The 15,766-nt window shown below is 58.8% G+C and carries 15 protein-coding genes; 10 read left to right on the top strand and 5 right to left on the bottom strand.

Annotation, left to right across the window (positions count from 1 at the left end; translation table 11 throughout):
* The first annotated feature begins 2 nt into the window (after positions 1–2).
* The 7 genes from hypD to ACOTZC_RS09620 all read left to right on the top strand — a co-directional run bounded on the left by hypD (position 3) and on the right by ACOTZC_RS09620 (position 8,455).
* Complete coding sequence (hypD, locus tag ACOTZC_RS09590; protein ID WP_163354219.1) at positions 3–1,124, top strand: hydrogenase formation protein HypD; 1,122 nt, start codon at positions 3–5, stop codon at positions 1,122–1,124.
* Positions 1,121–2,131 carry a hydrogenase expression/formation protein HypE gene (gene hypE, locus ACOTZC_RS09595; protein WP_421635742.1) on the top strand — a complete coding sequence of 337 codons (1,011 nt, stop codon included), beginning with the start codon at positions 1,121–1,123 and terminating at the stop codon, positions 2,129–2,131. Before hypD ends, hypE begins: the two co-directional genes overlap by 4 nt.
* Before the next feature lie 64 nt (positions 2,132–2,195).
* Positions 2,196–4,268, top strand: a complete 2,073-nt coding sequence (gene flhA / locus ACOTZC_RS09600) for a formate hydrogenlyase transcriptional activator FlhA (RefSeq protein ID WP_023308978.1) — start codon at positions 2,196–2,198, stop codon at positions 4,266–4,268.
* A gap of 153 nt (positions 4,269–4,421) precedes the next feature.
* Positions 4,422–5,420, top strand: a complete 999-nt coding sequence (locus ACOTZC_RS09605) for an ABC transporter substrate-binding protein (protein ID WP_126303039.1) — start codon at positions 4,422–4,424, stop codon at positions 5,418–5,420.
* A complete protein-coding gene (locus ACOTZC_RS09610) occupies positions 5,420–6,457 on the top strand; it encodes a FecCD family ABC transporter permease (RefSeq protein WP_045404191.1) in 1,038 nt (345 codons plus the stop codon). The genes ACOTZC_RS09605 and ACOTZC_RS09610 overlap by 1 nt, the downstream gene beginning before the upstream one ends.
* Positions 6,457–7,218 (top strand): ABC transporter ATP-binding protein, encoded by a 762-nt coding sequence (locus ACOTZC_RS09615; protein WP_045355783.1) that lies wholly within the window; start codon positions 6,457–6,459, stop codon positions 7,216–7,218. The genes ACOTZC_RS09610 and ACOTZC_RS09615 overlap by 1 nt, the downstream gene beginning before the upstream one ends.
* A gap of 16 nt (positions 7,219–7,234) precedes the next feature.
* On the top strand, positions 7,235–8,455 hold the full coding sequence (locus tag ACOTZC_RS09620; protein ID WP_421635743.1) for an MDR family MFS transporter: 1,221 nt from the start codon (positions 7,235–7,237) through the stop codon (positions 8,453–8,455).
* 5 nt (positions 8,456–8,460) lie between these two features.
* Here the strand turns inward: ACOTZC_RS09620 and ACOTZC_RS09625 are convergent, their stop codons facing one another.
* Positions 8,461–8,805: a nitrous oxide-stimulated promoter family protein gene (locus ACOTZC_RS09625; protein WP_163354213.1), complete on the bottom strand. Its 345-nt coding sequence runs from the start codon at positions 8,803–8,805 to the stop codon at positions 8,461–8,463.
* A gap of 175 nt (positions 8,806–8,980) precedes the next feature.
* Here ACOTZC_RS09625 and ACOTZC_RS09630 point away from each other — a divergent pair, with 175 nt between their 5' ends.
* Complete coding sequence (locus ACOTZC_RS09630; protein ID WP_023308980.1) at positions 8,981–9,211, top strand: SymE family type I addiction module toxin; 231 nt, start codon at positions 8,981–8,983, stop codon at positions 9,209–9,211.
* Positions 9,212–9,324: 113 nt separating this feature from the next.
* Positions 9,325–11,886, top strand: coding sequence for a DNA mismatch repair protein MutS (gene mutS / locus ACOTZC_RS09635; RefSeq protein WP_421635744.1), 2,562 nt, complete (start codon positions 9,325–9,327; stop codon positions 11,884–11,886).
* Between the two features lie 139 nt (positions 11,887–12,025).
* Here the strand turns inward: mutS and ACOTZC_RS09640 are convergent, their stop codons facing one another.
* From ACOTZC_RS09640 to ACOTZC_RS09650, 3 genes are read right to left on the bottom strand one after another with little or no spacing between them, the layout of a single operon-like run.
* Positions 12,026–12,247 (bottom strand): non-oxidative hydroxyarylic acid decarboxylases subunit D, encoded by a 222-nt coding sequence (locus ACOTZC_RS09640; RefSeq protein WP_003862116.1) that lies wholly within the window; start codon positions 12,245–12,247, stop codon positions 12,026–12,028.
* 10 nt (positions 12,248–12,257) lie between these two features.
* Positions 12,258–13,685, bottom strand: coding sequence for a non-oxidative hydroxyarylic acid decarboxylases subunit C (locus ACOTZC_RS09645; protein WP_421635745.1), 1,428 nt, complete (start codon positions 13,683–13,685; stop codon positions 12,258–12,260).
* Positions 13,675–14,277 carry a non-oxidative hydroxyarylic acid decarboxylases subunit B gene (locus ACOTZC_RS09650; protein WP_023308983.1) on the bottom strand — a complete coding sequence of 201 codons (603 nt, stop codon included), beginning with the start codon at positions 14,275–14,277 and terminating at the stop codon, positions 13,675–13,677. The genes ACOTZC_RS09645 and ACOTZC_RS09650 overlap by 11 nt, the downstream gene beginning before the upstream one ends.
* A gap of 172 nt (positions 14,278–14,449) precedes the next feature.
* Between ACOTZC_RS09650 and ACOTZC_RS09655 the strand changes: the two genes are divergently transcribed.
* The gene (locus ACOTZC_RS09655; RefSeq protein WP_126303043.1) at positions 14,450–14,857 is read left to right on the top strand and encodes a MarR family winged helix-turn-helix transcriptional regulator; all 408 of its coding nucleotides are present in this window, start codon (positions 14,450–14,452) and stop codon (positions 14,855–14,857) included.
* Here ACOTZC_RS09655 and ACOTZC_RS09660 read toward each other — a convergent pair.
* Positions 14,854–15,741: a LysR family transcriptional regulator gene (locus ACOTZC_RS09660; protein WP_213751658.1), complete on the bottom strand. Its 888-nt coding sequence runs from the start codon at positions 15,739–15,741 to the stop codon at positions 14,854–14,856. The two genes, ACOTZC_RS09655 and ACOTZC_RS09660, sit on opposite strands and share 4 nt — an antisense overlap.
* Between the last annotated feature and the right edge of the window lie 25 nt (positions 15,742–15,766).

The raw sequence follows: 15,766 nt of genomic DNA on the forward strand, positions 1-15,766 counted from the left end.
CCATGCGTTACGTTGATGAATACCGCGCGCCGGAGCAGGTGCTGCAGCTTATCGGGCACCTGAAAACGCGCGCGGCGCTGCTGGAATACACGGCGGAAAACCCGTTGCGGATCATGGAGGTGTGCGGCGGACATACGCACGCCATCTTCAAATTTGGCCTCGACCAGCTGCTGCCGGAGAACATCGAGTTTATCCACGGCCCCGGCTGCCCGGTGTGCGTGCTGCCGATGGGGCGCATCGACAGCTGCATCGAAATTGCCAGCCAGCCCGACGTCATTTTCTGCACCTTTGGCGACGCGATGCGCGTGCCGGGGAAAAACGGCTCGCTGCTGCAGGCGAAAGCGCGCGGGGCCGACATCCGGATCGTCTATTCGCCGATGGATGCCCTGACGCTGGCGGAGGACAACCCCGCGCGCAGGGTGGTGTTTTTTGGCCTGGGGTTTGAAACCACCATGCCCGCCACCGCCATCACGCTGCAGCAGGCGAAAGCGCGCGGCGTCGGGAATTTTTTCTTCTTCTGCCAGCACATTACGCTCATTCCCACGCTGCGCAGCCTGCTGGAAGAGCCGGGAAACGGCATTGACGCCTTTCTGGCACCGGGGCATGTCAGCATGGTGATTGGCACAGACGCCTACGGTTTTATCGCTGAACAGTACAATCGTCCGTTAGTGGTCGCTGGTTTCGAACCACTTGATCTACTGCAAGGTGTGACCATGCTGGTTGAGCAGAAAATAGCGGCCCTGAGCGCGGTGGAAAATCAGTATCGCCGCGTGGTGCCCGATGCGGGTAATGAACGAGCGCAGCAGGCGATCGCCGACGTGTTCAGCGTTGAGGGCGACAGCGAGTGGCGTGGTCTGGGGCTGATTGCCGAATCCGGCGTGCGCCTGACGTCAGCCTATCGCGCGTTCGACGCCGAAGCGCATTTCCGCCCGCAGCCGCAGCAGGTTTGCGACGATCCCCGGGCCCGCTGCGGCGAAGTCCTCACCGGTAAATGCAAACCGCATCAATGCCCGTTATTTGGCAATACCTGTAACCCGCAAACGGCGTTTGGCGCGCTGATGGTCTCCTCCGAAGGGGCGTGTGCCGCGTGGTATCAGTATCGCAACCAGGAGAGTGAAGCATGAATACGGTTGAAATGGCGCACGGCAGCGGCGGACAGGCGATGCAGCAGCTGATTAACCGGCTGTTTATGGAAGCCTTCAACAACCCCTGGCTCGCCGAACAGGAAGACCAGGCGCGCATTGACCTCGCCACCCTCACCGCGCAGGGCGACAGGCTGGCCTTTTCCACCGACAGCTACGTGATCGATCCGCTGTTCTTCCCCGGCGGCGATATCGGCAAGCTCGCCGTCTGCGGTACGACCAACGACGTGGCGGTCAGCGGTGCCGTTCCGCGCTACCTCTCCTGCGGGTTTATCCTCGAAGAGGGATTACCGATGGAGACGCTCACGACAGTGGTCAACAGCATGGCGCAGACCGCGCGCGAAGCCGGGATAGCTATCGTCACCGGCGATACCAAAGTGGTGCAGCGCGGCGCGGCCGACAAGCTATTTATCAACACCGCCGGCATGGGCGCGATCCCCGCCGATATTCACTGGGCGGCGCAGCGGCTCAGCGTGGGCGACGTGCTGATCGTGACCGGAACGCTGGGCTGCCACGGGGCGACCATCCTTAACCTGCGCGAAGGTCTGGGGCTGGACGGGGAACTGCGCAGTGACTGCGCGGTGCTCACCCCACTGATCCAGACGCTGCGGGGTATTCCCGGCGTGAAAGCCCTGCGCGACGCCACGCGAGGCGGCGTGAATGCCGTGGCACACGAATTTGCGGCAAGCTGCGGATGCGGGATTGAACTCACCGAGCGCAGCCTGCCCGTTAAGCCCGCCGTTCGTGGGCTTTGCGAACTGCTGGGGCTGGACCCGCTCAACTTTGCCAACGAAGGCAAACTGGTGATTGGCGTTGAACGCTCGGCCGCGGAAGCCGTTCTTGAACAGCTGCGGGCTCATCCGTCAGGAAAAGAGGCGGCGATGATTGGTGAAGTGGTTGAGCGCAAAGGGGTGCGCCTGACCGGACTTTATGGCGTGAAGCGGACGCTTGACCTGCCGCACGCGGAACCCTTACCCCGTATTTGCTAGAACCGCGCCAAAAGCGGTCAGCACTGAATGTCTCTTTTTTTGCCAGTTTCTATTGGAAAGCAATATGCCGTATACACCGATGAGCGATCTTGGACAGCAGGGCCTGTTTGACATCACGCGCACACTTTTACAGCAGCCCGATCTCGGTGCGCTGAGCGATGCCCTGACGCGGCTGGTCAGGCAATCGGCGCTGGCGGACAGCGCCGCGATTGTGCTCTGGCATAGCGGAACGCAGCGCGCGAGCTACTACTCGACGCGTGATAATGGCAAAACGTTTGAATACGAAGACGAAACGTATCTGGCGCATGGCCCGGTGCGCCGCATACTCTCCCGGCCTGAAGTGCTGCACTGCAACTTTGCGGAGTTCCGCCAGGCGTGGCCGAAGCTGGCGGAGAGCGACCTCTATCAGCCTTTCGGGCATTACTGCATGCTGCCGCTGGCGGCAGAGGGCCAGATTTTTGGCGGCTGCGAGTTTATCCGCACGACCGACCAGCCCTGGAGCGAGGCGGAATACGAGCGCCTGCACACCTTTACCCAGATTGTGGCCGTCGTCGCGGAGCAGATCCAAAGCCGCGTCACCAATAACGTCGATTACGACCTGCTGAGCCGCGAGCGCGACAACTTCCGCATTCTGGTCGCCATCACCAACGCCGTGCTGTCGCGGCTCGACATGGACGAGCTGGTCAGCGAAGTTTCGAAAGAGATCCACCACTATTTCAAAATAGACGCCATCAGCATTGCGCTGCGCGGGCATCGCAAGGGCAAGCTGAACATCTACTCCACGCACTATCTCGATGAAGCCAACCCGGCGCACGAGCAGAGCGAGGTAGACGAAGCGGGCACCCTTTCCGAGCGGGTCTTCAAGAGCAAAGAGATCCTCCTGCTCAACCTGAACGAGCAGGACCCGGTCGCGCCGTACGAGCGGATGCTGTTTAACACCTGGGGCAATAAAATTCAGACCCTGTGCCTGCTGCCGCTGATGTCCGGTAACACCATGCTGGGCGTGCTGAAGCTGGCGCAGTGCGAGGAAGGCGTGTTTACCACCGCCAACCTGAAGCTGCTGCGCCAGATTGCCGAGCGTATTTCCATCGCGCTCGATAACGCCCTCGCCTATCAGGAAATTCATCGCCTGAAAGAGCGGCTGGTGGATGAGAACCTGGCCCTGACCGAACAGCTCAACAACGTGGACAGCGAGTTTGGTGAAATCATCGGGCGCAGCGACGCCATGTACAGCGTGCTTAAGCAGGTTGAGATGGTGGCGCAAAGCGACAGCACGGTGCTGATTCTGGGCGAAACCGGTACGGGTAAAGAGCTGATTGCCCGCGCTATCCATAACCTGAGCAACCGCAACAGCCGCCGGATGGTGAAGATGAACTGCGCCGCGATGCCTGCGGGACTGCTGGAAAGCGATCTGTTCGGCCACGAGCGCGGTGCATTCACCGGAGCCAGCAGCCAGCGGCTGGGCCGTTTTGAGCTGGCGGACAAAAGCTCGCTGTTCCTCGACGAAGTGGGCGATATGCCGCTGGAGCTACAGCCGAAACTGCTGCGCGTCCTGCAGGAGCAGGAGTTTGAGCGCCTTGGCAGCAACAAACTTATCCAGACCGACGTGCGGCTGATTGCGGCCACCAACCGGGACCTGAAAAAAATGGTCGCCGACCGCGAGTTTCGCAGCGACCTTTACTATCGCCTGAACGTCTTCCCGATCTTCCTGCCGCCGCTGCGCGAGCGCCCGGAAGATATCCCCCTGCTGGTTAAAGCCTTTACCGCGAAGATCGCGCGCCGTATGGGGCGAAACATCGACAGTATTCCTGCCGAGACGTTGCGTACCCTTTCATCGATGGAATGGCCCGGCAACGTGCGCGAGCTGGAAAACGTCATCGAACGCGCGGTGCTGCTGACGCGCGGAAACGTGCTGCAACTCTCCCTGCCTGAAGTTACGCTTCCTGACGTAACCGCGCCCGCCGCCGAGACAGCGAAAGAGGGAGAAGATGAATATCAGCTCATTATGCGCGTGCTGAAAGAGACCAACGGCGTGGTCGCCGGGCCAAAAGGTGCCGCCCAGCGTCTGGGGTTAAAACGCACCACCCTGCTGTCACGCATGAAGCGTCTCGGTATTGATAAAGAGAGCCTGGTTTAAGCCCCCAATCCGGCGGTGTTTTTCTGGCACCGCCTTTCGTTACCCTGCGCAATTGTCCCTCATTGACACAAAATCGTTTCCTCTGTATAAAATTCCGCCTTAATAATGAGTTTCATTTGCATCAATAATAATATTAATCAAGGGTAGCGTTTCATGAAGAAGGTCATCTGCGCGTTAGGCCTGGCGGTTGCGTCGGTCAGTTCTGCTCTGGCAACCACATATCCTCTGACCATTGAAAACTGTGGCTATAAAGAGACATTCACCAAAGCGCCGGAACGCGTCGTGGCTCTGGGTCAGAATACCGTCGAAATTCTGCTCCTGCTGGGGCTGGAAGATAAGGTGAAGGCCAGCGCCTTCTGGCCGACGAAAGTGCTGCCGCAGCTGGCGGAACAGAACGCAAAAATCAAAACCCTGACGGTCGAAATCCCTACCCTTGAATCCGTGCTTGCGCAAAATCCCGACTTTGTCCCCGCGCAGTCACCGCTGCTGCTGGGGCCGGAAAGCAAGGTCGCAAAACGCGACGATCTGATGACTCTGGGCGTGAACAGCTACGTGTCACCGGGCATGTGTGCGACCAAAAAAGCCACCGGCGATATGTACGGCAGCCGCCAGAAGCTTTGGGATATGACGTATCTCTACAAAGAGATTGAGGATTTCGCCAAAATCTTTAACGTTGAAGACCGCGGTCAGGCCGTGATTGCCGATTTCAAAAAACGTGAGGCTGACCTGCGCCAGGAATTCGGCAAGAATAAAAAAGACCTTTCGTTTGTCTTCTGGTTCTCCAGTTCATCCCCTTCTGCGGACGCCTACGTCGGCGGTAAAAATAGTCCCTCCGGGTTTATCGCCAGCCTGATGGGCGGCCATAACGCCATTACGTCCGAGACCGAATGGCCAACCGTGGGTTGGGAAAGCATTATTGCCGCCAATCCGGATGTCATCGTGGTGTCCAGCCTTGACCGCAACCGCTGGGCGCTGGATAACGCGGAAGAAAAAATCAAATTCCTGAAGAGCGATCCGGCGGTCAGCCAGTTGGACGCGGTGAAAAAAGGCCATATCGTGGTGATGGACGGCCAGGCGATGAACCCGACGATCCGCACGATTTACGGGGCTGAGCAGGTCGGCGAACAGCTCAGAAAGCTGGGGCTGAACTGATGACAACCGCCGTTCTTCAGGCCCGGCAGAGCCTGGTTCTGACGACCTCGGGTTTGCTCGCTCTGGTCCTGTTATTTCTGGCGATCGCGCTGAGCGTCAGCGTCGGCGAGTTGTCCATCCCGCTGGATAACGTGTTTTACGCCATCAGCAATAAAATGGGGCTCACCGAGGTTCCGCTCACTCGCATCTATGAGAGCGTGATCTGGGACTTTCGCCTGAGCCGCGCGCTGGTGGCGGCCTGCTGCGGCGCGGGGCTGGCCATCTGCGGGGCCGTATTGCAGAGCCTGCTGAAGAACGCGCTGGCGGAACCCTACGTGCTCGGCGTGTCCGCGGGCGCATCGACCGGGGCGGTCTCTGTCGTCGTATTGGGGATCGGCACCGGTGCGGTGTCGCTCTCTGCCGGGGCCTTTGCCGGGGCGTTCGCCGCGTTTGCGTTTGTCGCGTTTCTGACGAACGGGGCGCGCGGCGGGAATGAACGTACGATTCTGGCAGGCGTCGCCGCCTCGCAGCTTTTTAACGCTATTACCGCCTACACCATTAGCACCTCCGCCAGTGCCCAGCAGGCGCGCGACGTAATGTTCTGGCTGCTGGGCAGCTTCAGCGGCGTACGCTGGCCTGAATTCCAGCTGGCACTGGTCGTGGTGCTGATTGGGTTAGCCATTTGCCTCTACTATTCCCGGGCGCTGGATGCCTTTACGTTCGGTGATGACGCCGCGGCATCGTTGGGCATTGCTGTCCCCTGGGTGCGCCTGGCACTTTTTACCACTACCGCGCTGATTACCGCGACCATCGTCAGCATGGCGGGCTCAATCGGCTTTGTCGGGCTGGTGGTGCCGCACGTCATGCGTTTCCTGTTCGGGCCGCTGCACCGCACGCTGCTGATTGCCAGCGCGCTGGCAGGCGCAATCCTGATGGTGCTGGCCGATATCGCCTCGCGCATGCTGATTGCGCCGCAAAGCCTGCCCGTCGGCGTGGTCACCGCGCTGGTTGGCGTTCCGTTCTTTGCCGTGATTATCTACCGCTCAAGGAATAAGTGATGAGCATCTGCGCTGAAAATATTACCTGGAAGGTCGGCAAAAAAGTCATCGTTAATGACGTGTCGCTGAAGGTTTCCCGGGGCGAAACGGTAGGACTGCTTGGCCCTAACGGCTGCGGTAAATCGTCTCTTTTACGTATCCTCGCGGGGCTGCGTCGCCCGGATGCGGGCTGTGTGACGCTGGACGGCCAGGACATCTCTCGTATTGCCAAAAAGCAGCTGGCCCGCCGGGTCGCCTTCGTGGAGCAGCACGGCATGACTGACGCCAACATGCGCGTGCGCGACGTGGTCAAACTCGGGCGGATTCCGCACCACTCCGCCTTTTCCAACTGGAGCACGCACGATGACGAAACCGTCACCGCCGCTCTGCAGCGCGTGGATATGCTGGATAAAAGCAACCAGGGGTGGCTGAGCCTCTCCGGCGGTGAGCGCCAGCGCGTCCACATTGCTCGCGCGCTGGCCCAGACCCCGACGGAAATCCTGCTGGATGAACCAACAAACCACCTGGACATTCATCATCAGATGCAGCTGATGCAGTTGATCAGCGAATTACCGGTCACCAGCATTGTCGCTATCCACGATCTCAACCACGCCTCGATGTTCTGCGACTCGCTGATTGTGATGCAGAAAGGCCAAATTGTGGCGACGGGGACACCGCAGGACATCCTGTCCGAGTCGTTGCTCTGGGACGTCTTCCGGGTCAAAACCAAAATCGAGATCTCGCCGTTCCATGGCAAAAAACACATTCACTTTATCGTTTAGGGGCGAGTGACCAACGATGCCCCTTCGCCCTGCCACCACGCTCTGGCCGCCCGTTTTACTGAGTAGCCAGTTTGTTTTTAACATCGGCTTTTACGCCGTTGTCCCCTTCCTGGCGATATTCCTGCGCGACAATATGCTGCTCTCCGGCGGGCTGATCGGGCTGATCCTCGGTCTGCGCACGTTCTCTCAGCAGGGGATGTTTATCGTCGGCGGCGCGCTCTCGGACCGGTTTGGCGCGAAAATCGTTATCCTGAGCGGGTGCATTATTCGCGTCGCGGGCTATCTGCTGCTGGCGTTCGGGCACGCACTCTGGCCCATCATTCTTGGGGCGTGCCTGACCGGTATTGGCGGCGCATTGTTCTCCCCCTCGATTGAGGCACTGCTGGCAAAAGCAGGCACGCAAAGCGAGGCGAGAGGCAAGCGTAGCCGGGCGGAGTGGTTTGCCCTCTTTGCCGTCTGCGGTGAACTCGGCGCGGTGCTGGGCCCGGTTGCCGGTGCCCTGCTGACGGGGCTTGGCTTCCGCCAGGTGGCGATGGCGGGTGCAGGGGTTTTCATTATTGCCTTACTGGTGCTGCACTTCTGTCTTCCGGCTTCCCCCCGCCTTTCACAGACCCTAAACATACAGCCCTGGTGGACGACGTTCCGCCAGCCGCGCTTTGTCGCCTTTATCATTGCCTACAGCTCGTGGCTGTTAAGCTATAACCAGCTCTATCTGGCGCTGCCGGTAGAGATCCAGCGCTCCGGTGGTAACGAGAAAGATCTTGGCCCGCTGTTTATGCTGGCCTCGGTGCTGATCATCACTTTGCAGCTTCCGCTGGCCCGCTTCGCCCGACGCGTGGGGGCGGTGAGAATTCTGCCGGTGGGCTTTTTGCTGCTCTCCGCCGCCTTTGCGAGCGTGGCGATGTTTGCGGCGACAGAACCGCCAGAGGGCTGGCTGCGCCTGCTGCCGTCGGTCTGTTTCGTGACGCTGTTGACGCTGGGACAGATGCTGCTGGTACCCTCGGCTAAGGACCTGATTCCCCGGTTTGCCGAGGAGTCCACGCTGGGAGCGCACTACGGCGCACTCGCCACCGCCGGAGGCATTGCGGTACTGGCCGGCAATTTGCTGTTTGGCAGCCTGCTGGATCGCGCGCTGGTGCCCTCAACGCAGGCGATGCTCCCCTGGCTGCTGCTGGCCCTCTTCCCGCTCTGCAGCGCGCTGGCCCTTAACGTGATTTGCCGCCCGCTCAGAAGCTGAACCGGTCACTTTTTCGGACGATACTTTTCCGGCAGTTCCGGTACGGGACGACGGTCATCCATCAGATGGCGAACGGTCAGGATGGGATGACGCCATAACATACGCGGGCCTGCCCAGCGCATAAGCTGCTTCATCTCCTCACGTCTGGCAGGCTGGTAGCAGTGTACGGGGCACTGCTTGCAGGCAGGCTTTTCCTCACCGAAAACGCACTTATCCAGGCGCTTATTGGCATACGCGTTGAGCGCCTGATAGTGCCCTTCCTCCTGAGATGCCTGCGGACACTGCTTTTCATACAACGCGATCATTTTCGCGATGGTCTCTTTTTCTCGTGAGATGCGTTTACCGGACATAGCGGATTACCGAATAATAAAGTGCATCAATAATACATCTTTCGACGCTGGATTTCAGCGGTTGCATTTCGTTTCCTGAAGGCTGATTCCAGTTTTAGCCCTGCACCGGCTAGCAATCACTGGTATTTTATACAGGCATCAGAAATGACCTTTGTCCGTGTTGTCTGGAGACCCTATGCAAGAGCTCGCGATCGGCAAACCCTATCGCCATTTAAAAGTGGGATATTTTAGAAAGCGCCATGAAGACCGCAATACCAAGATACCGAAGCGCTACAGCGTGCATGCGGCGCTGAGCTTAAAAGGTGACTGGCTTGAAAAAGCGGGATTTACAACCCATTCCCGAGTCAGGGTGGGCGTGGAGCATGGAAAAATTGTCATCGAATTAATGTCGGAAGATGCCTCGTAAAGCCACGACATTTTTCTGCGCCGGACCTTTTTTTCATGCGACAATAGAAGGAACAAACGGCCATTGAGCCCATCAAAACGGTTTATTTTCAAAGAAATGGACATCATAACTCCATGAGCACAATCGATAATTTCGACGCACATACGCCGATGATGCAGCAGTATCTGAAGCTGAAAGCACAGCATCCGGAAATCCTGCTGTTTTACCGTATGGGCGATTTTTACGAGCTGTTTTATGACGATGCTAAGCGTGCATCGCAGCTGCTCGACATCTCGCTAACCAAACGTGGCGCATCGGCAGGCGAGCCCATTCCTATGGCAGGTATCCCGCACCACGCGGTAGAAAACTACCTGGCGAAGCTGGTGAATCAGGGCGAGTCCGTTGCCATCTGCGAACAGATCGGCGATCCGGCGACCTCAAAAGGCCCGGTGGAACGCAAAGTCGTGCGCATCGTCACGCCTGGCACCATCAGTGATGAAGCCCTGTTACAGGAGCGCCAGGATAACCTTCTGGCAGCGCTGTGGCAGGACGGTAAAGGGTTTGGCTACGCGACGCTGGATATCAGCTCCGGACGTTTTCGTCTGAGTGAACCGGCTGACCGTGAAACGATGGCTGCCGAACTGCAGCGCACCAACCCTGCAGAATTGCTCTATGCCGAAGATTTCGCCGAAATGTCGCTGATTGAAGGTCGTCGCGGGTTGCGCCGTCGTCCGCTGTGGGAATTCGAAATTGATACCGCGCGCCAGCAGCTGAATCTGCAGTTTGGCACCCGCGATCTGATTGGCTTTGGCGTTGAAAATGCCCCGCGCGGGCTGTGTGCGGCAGGTTGCCTCCTGCAGTACGTGAAAGATACCCAGCGCACCGCCCTGCCGCATATCCGCTCTATCACCATGGAGCGCCAGCAGGACAGCATCATCATGGATGCCGCCACGCGCCGTAACCTGGAGATCACGCAGAACCTGGCGGGTGGCGTAGAAAATACGCTCGCGTCGGTCCTCGACAGTACGGTTACGCCAATGGGCAGCCGCATGCTGAAACGCTGGCTGCATATGCCGATCCGCAATACCGAGACGCTGGTTTGCCGTCAGCAGACGATTGCCGCGCTGCAGGATCGCTATACCGAGCTGCAGCCGGTCCTGCGCCAGGTGGGCGATCTGGAGCGTATCCTTGCGCGTCTGGCACTTCGAACAGCGCGACCACGCGACCTCGCGCGGATGCGTCATGCTTTCCAGCAGTTGCCGGAACTGCGTGCGCAGCTGAGTGACGTTGACAGCGCGCCGGTACAGAAACTCCGCGAAACCATGGGCGAATTTACCGAGCTTCGCGAACTGCTGGAGCGTGCCATTATCGATGCGCCTCCGGTTCTGGTGCGTGATGGCGGCGTGATTGCCCCGGGCTACAACGAGGAGCTGGACGAATGGCGCGCGCTGGCCGATGGTGCGACGGACTACCTCGATAAGCTGGAAATCCGCGAGCGCGAGCGGCTTGGGCTCGACACCCTGAAAGTGGGGTATAACGCGGTACACGGTTACTACATTCAAATTAGCCGCGGGCAGAGCCACCTGGCGCCGATTCACTACGTGCGTCGCCAGACGTTGAAAAACGCCGAACGCTACATCATTCCTGAACTGAAAGAGTACGAAGACAAAGTCCTCACCTCGAAAGGCAAGGCGCTGGCGCTGGAAAAACAGCTTTATGACGAGCTATTCGACATGCTGATGCCGCACCTGGGCGACCTGCAGCAGAGCGCCAGCGCGCTGGCGGAGCTGGACCTGCTGGTCAATCTGGCAGAACGCGCTGAAACGCTGAACTACACCTGCCCGACCTTTACCGATAAGCCCGGCATTCGCATCACTGAAGGCCGTCACCCTGTGGTAGAGCAGGTGCTCAACGAACCGTTCATCGCCAACCCGCTGAGCCTGTCACCGCAGAGAAGAATGTTGATCATTACCGGTCCGAACATGGGCGGTAAGAGTACCTATATGCGTCAGACGGCGCTTATTGCGCTGCTCGCGTATATTGGCAGCTACGTCCCGGCGCAAAACGTGGAGATTGGCCCCATCGACCGCATCTTTACCCGCGTCGGGGCTGCGGACGATCTGGCGAGCGGACGCTCAACCTTCATGGTCGAGATGACCGAAACGGCAAACATTCTGCATAACGCGACGGAGCACAGCCTGGTGCTGATGGACGAAGTCGGACGCGGAACGTCAACCTATGATGGTCTGTCCCTGGCATGGGCCTGTGCGGAAAGCCTTGCGAATAAAATCAAGGCCATGACGCTTTTTGCCACCCATTATTTCGAACTCACGCAGCTGCCGGAGAAAATGGAAGGTGTTGCGAACGTTCATCTGGATGCGCTGGAGCACGGCGATACCATTGCCTTCATGCATACGGTGCAGGATGGCGCGGCGAGCAAGAGCTATGGCCTGGCCGTCGCGGCGCTGGCAGGCGTACCGAAGGACGTGATCAAGCGCGCGCGTCAGAAACTGCGTGAACTGGAAAGCCTGTCACCGAATGCGGCGGCGACGCAGATTGATGGCACCCAGATGTCGCTGCTGATGCCTGCAGAAGAGACGTCGCCTGCGGTGGAAGCGCTGGAGAACCTCGACCCGGATTCACTGACGCCGCGTCAGGCGCTGGAGTGGATTTACAGGTTGAAGAGTCTGGTTTAGTTTTCTGCGGTCTGTTTTGTCGGGTGGCGGCTTCGTCTTACCCGACCTACAAAACCGTAGGCCCGGTAAGCGCAGCGCCACCGGGCAAAAGACCGCACAATATTATCGCCCGGTAAGCGTAGCGCCATCGGGCTTTTTTTTACAGCAGCGGCGGGATTGTCGGCACCTGCGGCGCCTCATCAATATCCTTCTGCGTCATGCGGAACGCTTCCGGATAGTGCTCGCGGCTGGTGCGGCGCAGCGGTTCGGTATCGCGCCAGGTATACAAACAATGCTGGCACTGATAAACGGTCCAGACCCCTTTTACCGGCGACGTCGCCATCACTTCAATATGCTCATCGGCACAACGTGGACAAATCATCTTTTCCTCCTTATTGACGTGCTGCCAGCATCGCGGTCAGTTTTTCAGCCCAGGCTTTGGTTTCAGGCAGATCCTGTACCGGCTGGCTGTAGTGGCCCCGGGTGTCCGGCGCGACAGGCGTGGTGGCATCGATAATCAGTTTGTCGGTAATGCCCGCCGGGCTGGAACCGGGATCGAGTTCAAGGACCGACATGTTCGGCAGTTGCACCAGATCGCCTGCCGGGTTCACTTTCGACGACAGCGCCCACATCACCTGCGGAAGGTTGAACGGATCGACATCCTCATCCACCATAATTACCATCTTCACGTAGCCGAGGCCGTGCGGCGTGGTCATGGCGCGTAAACCGACCGCGCGGGCAAAACCGCCGTAGCGTTTTTTAGTGGAGATAATCGCCAGCAGACCGTGGGTGTACATCGCGTTCACCGCCTGCACTTCCGGAAACTCCGCTTTAAGCTGCTGGTAGAGCGGGACGCAGGTAGCCGGTCCCATCAGGTAGTCAATCTCGGTCCAGGGCATGCCGAGATAAAGGGATTCGAAAATCGGCCTGGTGCGGTAAGAGACTTTGTCGATACGGACAATCGTCATGTTACGATCACCGGAATAGTGTCCGGTAAACTCGCCAAACGGCCCCTCGATTTCACGCTTGCGGCCTTCAATCACCCCTTCCAGGATCACTTCAGAACCCCATGGCACATCGAAGCCGGTCAACGGCGCGGTGGCAATCGGGTACGGGCTTTCACGCAGCGCGCCAGCCATTTCATACTCGGACTGATCGTATTTCAGCGGCGTGGCGCCCATCAGGGTGATGATCGGGTCGTTGCCCAGCGTAATCGCAATCGGCAGGTCTTCACCACGCTCTTCCGCTTTGTGCAGATGCAGGGCGATATCGTGCATCGGAACCGGCTGGAGGCCGAGCTTGCGCTTGCCCTTCACTTCCATACGGTAGATCCCGACGTTCTGCTTGCCGAAGTTGTCCGGGTCGAGCGGATCGCGCGAGACAACGCACGCTTTATCGAGATAAAAACCGCCGTCACCGTCGTTCAGGCGAAACAGCGGCAGGATATCGAACAGGTTAATGTCCTCCCCGTCCACCGTATTCTGCGCCCAGGCCGGGTTGGCGCGGCGCTCCGGTGTGACGGGAAATTTATCCCAGCGGCGGATAAATTCGTCGATCTGTTTTTTTACCGGAGTGTTCGCAGGCAGCCCCATCGAAATGGCGTGGTTCTGCCAAGAGCCGATGGTGTTCATCACCACGCGGGCATCGGTAAAGCCACGAATGTTGTCGAACCACAGCGCAGGCGCGCCGTCGCCAATGCGGCCGGTCGCGTTGGCTGCCGCCGCCAGATCGGGCTCGGCGTTAACCTCTTCCTCAATTTTCAGCAGTTGCCCTTGCTCATCGAGCGCCTGCAGGAAGCTTCTCAAATCATCAAATGCCATCTTTATTCTCCTGTGCAAAATGTTTCGCCTCCCGCAGCCCGTTCCAGCGGCGCGCCTTTTTATGCTCCAGACCGAACTGGTCGAGCACGCGGGTCACGATGTGCTGGGTAATGTCATCGGCGGTTTGCGGGTGGTTGTAATACGCAGGCATGGGCGGCACCATCGCCACGCCCATGCGGGAAAGAGCAAGCATGTTCTCAAGATGAATGGTGCTGAGCGGCGTTTCACGAGGAACCAATACCAGCTTGCGCCCCTCTTTCAGCACCACGTCCGCCGCACGTCCCACCAGCCCTTCGGCGTAGCCCGCGCGGATACCCGCCAGCGTTTTCATGCTGCAGGGAATGACGATCATGCCGTCGGTGCGAAACGAGCCGGAGGAGATGGTGGCGGCCTGGTCAGCCGGACTGTGGACAACGTCAGCCAAAGCAGCAACGTCCTGCGCGGTGTAGGGCGTTTCCAGCTCGATGGTGGTTTTTGCCCACTTAGACATCACCAGATGCGTCTCCACCTCCGGCATTTCCCGCAGCGCCTGCAGCAGCGCCACGCCCAGCGGTGCGCCCGTTGCCCCCGTCATTCCTACTATCAATCTCATTCATCACCTCAATATTTTGTTCGTACACGAACATTATAAATAAGCTACTCCAGGATCGTTTTCCTGACAAGATCGTTCGCATACGATCACACGAATGGCTAAAAGATGCCGCGTTAAAATTGAGAGCAATAGCGGCTATCATAGGGGAGAGATTTTTTCCGTCGGAGTGTTCATGGAACTAAGACAAGAGGCGTTCCACCTGTTACGTCAGCTTTTTCAACAGCATACCGCGCAGTGGCAACATGCCTTACCGGAACTGACCAAGCCACAGTATGCGGTGATGCGCTCTATTGCCGAGCATCCGGGTATTGAACAGGTGGCGTTGACCGAAGTGGCGGTCAGCACGAAAGCGACCCTGGCGGAGATGCTCAGCCGCATGGAGGCGCGCGGTCTGGTCAAACGCAAGCACGATCCGGCCGATAAGCGCCGCCGGTTTGTCTTCCTGACGCCAGAAGGTGAAGCCCTGCTTGCTGGCTGTAAACCGGTTGGCAACGAGGTGGATGAGGCGTTTTTAGGACGTCTTAACAAGGCCGAGCGGGAGCAGTTCTCCGCGCTCATCAAAAAGATGATGCACGATTAATTCACGCTGGCGCGCATAAAATCGATAAAGGTGCGCACTTTCGCCGACACGTGCCGGGCATCGGGATAAACCGCATAGATGCCCTGCTGCGCAAAGGTATATTCCGGTAAAACCGGGACCAGTTTTCCCACATCAAGCGCATCGCGCACCAGCCATTCCGGCAGTAACGCCACACCTCCGCCAGCAAGTGCAAAGGCCATAAGGGCCTGAGCGCTGTCGGCAAACAGGCGCGGCGCTTTTTTTATCTCCAGCGTTTCAGGCGCACCGCTGGCATCCTTCACCTGCCAGCGCAGCGGCGAGGCCAGGCGCTCGTGAATAATCCAGTCGGCGTTGGCAAGGTGCGCAAGCGTTTCGATCGGATGGTTAACGAGCCACCCGGGCGCCGCGACGGGGAGAATGGAGAAGTGCGCAATCAGCGCGGCGTGGTTGCGCGAATCGGCAAGCGTTCCCAGACGGATGGCTACGTCAAAGCGCTCCGATATAAGGTCAGCGTGCAGGGACGACGAAACGTGCCGCACGCGAAGATCCGGGTGCTGCTGGCTAAACCTGGCCAGCAGCGGCACCACCACCTGTGAGCCATACTCGGGCGTAGTCGTGATCCGCAGTTCGCCAGTGAGCCCCGCATGATTCGCGCGGACATCATCCTGCAGCCGTTCCGCATCCTTCAGAAGCGCCACGCTGCGCTGATGAAAGAGCGCGCCCGCCTCGGTTAACGTCAGGCGGCGGGTGGAGCGCAGCAGCAGCGTAACGCCCAGCTCATCTTCAAGCTGGCGAATATTGAAGCTGACCACGGCTTTTGTCAGCCCCATTGCCTCGGCTGCAGCAGTGAAACTGCCGGTGTCGGCCACCGCGACAAACATCTGAGCCCGCTGCAGATTAATCATCATCACGCCCTTTACTGTCAAAACT

Origin of the sequence: Enterobacter cloacae complex sp. SHL009 (assembly GCF_049237205.1) — a bacterium.
GTDB lineage: Bacteria > Pseudomonadota > Gammaproteobacteria > Enterobacterales > Enterobacteriaceae > Enterobacter > Enterobacter cloacae_M.

Excerpts from the sequence above, each read along its gene's own strand:
- ACOTZC_RS09660 (WP_213751658.1), bottom strand. The coding sequence starts at position 15,741 with ATGATTAATCTGCAGCGGGCTCAGATGTTTGTCGCGGTGGCCGACACC.
- ACOTZC_RS09610 (WP_045404191.1), top strand. The coding sequence starts at position 5,420 with ATGACAACCGCCGTTCTTCAGGCCCGGCAGAGCCTGGTTCTGACGACC.
- ACOTZC_RS09640 (WP_003862116.1), bottom strand. The coding sequence starts at position 12,247 with ATGATTTGTCCACGTTGTGCCGATGAGCATATTGAAGTGATGGCGACG.
- ACOTZC_RS09650 (WP_023308983.1), bottom strand. The coding sequence starts at position 14,277 with ATGAGATTGATAGTAGGAATGACGGGGGCAACGGGCGCACCGCTGGGC.
- ACOTZC_RS09605 (WP_126303039.1), top strand. The coding sequence starts at position 4,422 with ATGAAGAAGGTCATCTGCGCGTTAGGCCTGGCGGTTGCGTCGGTCAGT.
- mutS (WP_421635744.1), top strand. The coding sequence starts at position 9,325 with ATGAGCACAATCGATAATTTCGACGCACATACGCCGATGATGCAGCAG.
- ACOTZC_RS09655 (WP_126303043.1), top strand. The coding sequence starts at position 14,450 with ATGGAACTAAGACAAGAGGCGTTCCACCTGTTACGTCAGCTTTTTCAA.
- ACOTZC_RS09645 (WP_421635745.1), bottom strand. The coding sequence starts at position 13,685 with ATGGCATTTGATGATTTGAGAAGCTTCCTGCAGGCGCTCGATGAGCAA.
- ACOTZC_RS09620 (WP_421635743.1), top strand. The coding sequence starts at position 7,235 with ATGCCCCTTCGCCCTGCCACCACGCTCTGGCCGCCCGTTTTACTGAGT.
- ACOTZC_RS09630 (WP_023308980.1), top strand. The coding sequence starts at position 8,981 with ATGCAAGAGCTCGCGATCGGCAAACCCTATCGCCATTTAAAAGTGGGA.
- hypD (WP_163354219.1), top strand. The coding sequence starts at position 3 with ATGCGTTACGTTGATGAATACCGCGCGCCGGAGCAGGTGCTGCAGCTT.
- flhA (WP_023308978.1), top strand. The coding sequence starts at position 2,196 with ATGCCGTATACACCGATGAGCGATCTTGGACAGCAGGGCCTGTTTGAC.
- ACOTZC_RS09615 (WP_045355783.1), top strand. The coding sequence starts at position 6,457 with ATGAGCATCTGCGCTGAAAATATTACCTGGAAGGTCGGCAAAAAAGTC.
- ACOTZC_RS09625 (WP_163354213.1), bottom strand. The coding sequence starts at position 8,805 with ATGTCCGGTAAACGCATCTCACGAGAAAAAGAGACCATCGCGAAAATG.
- hypE (WP_421635742.1), top strand. The coding sequence starts at position 1,121 with ATGAATACGGTTGAAATGGCGCACGGCAGCGGCGGACAGGCGATGCAG.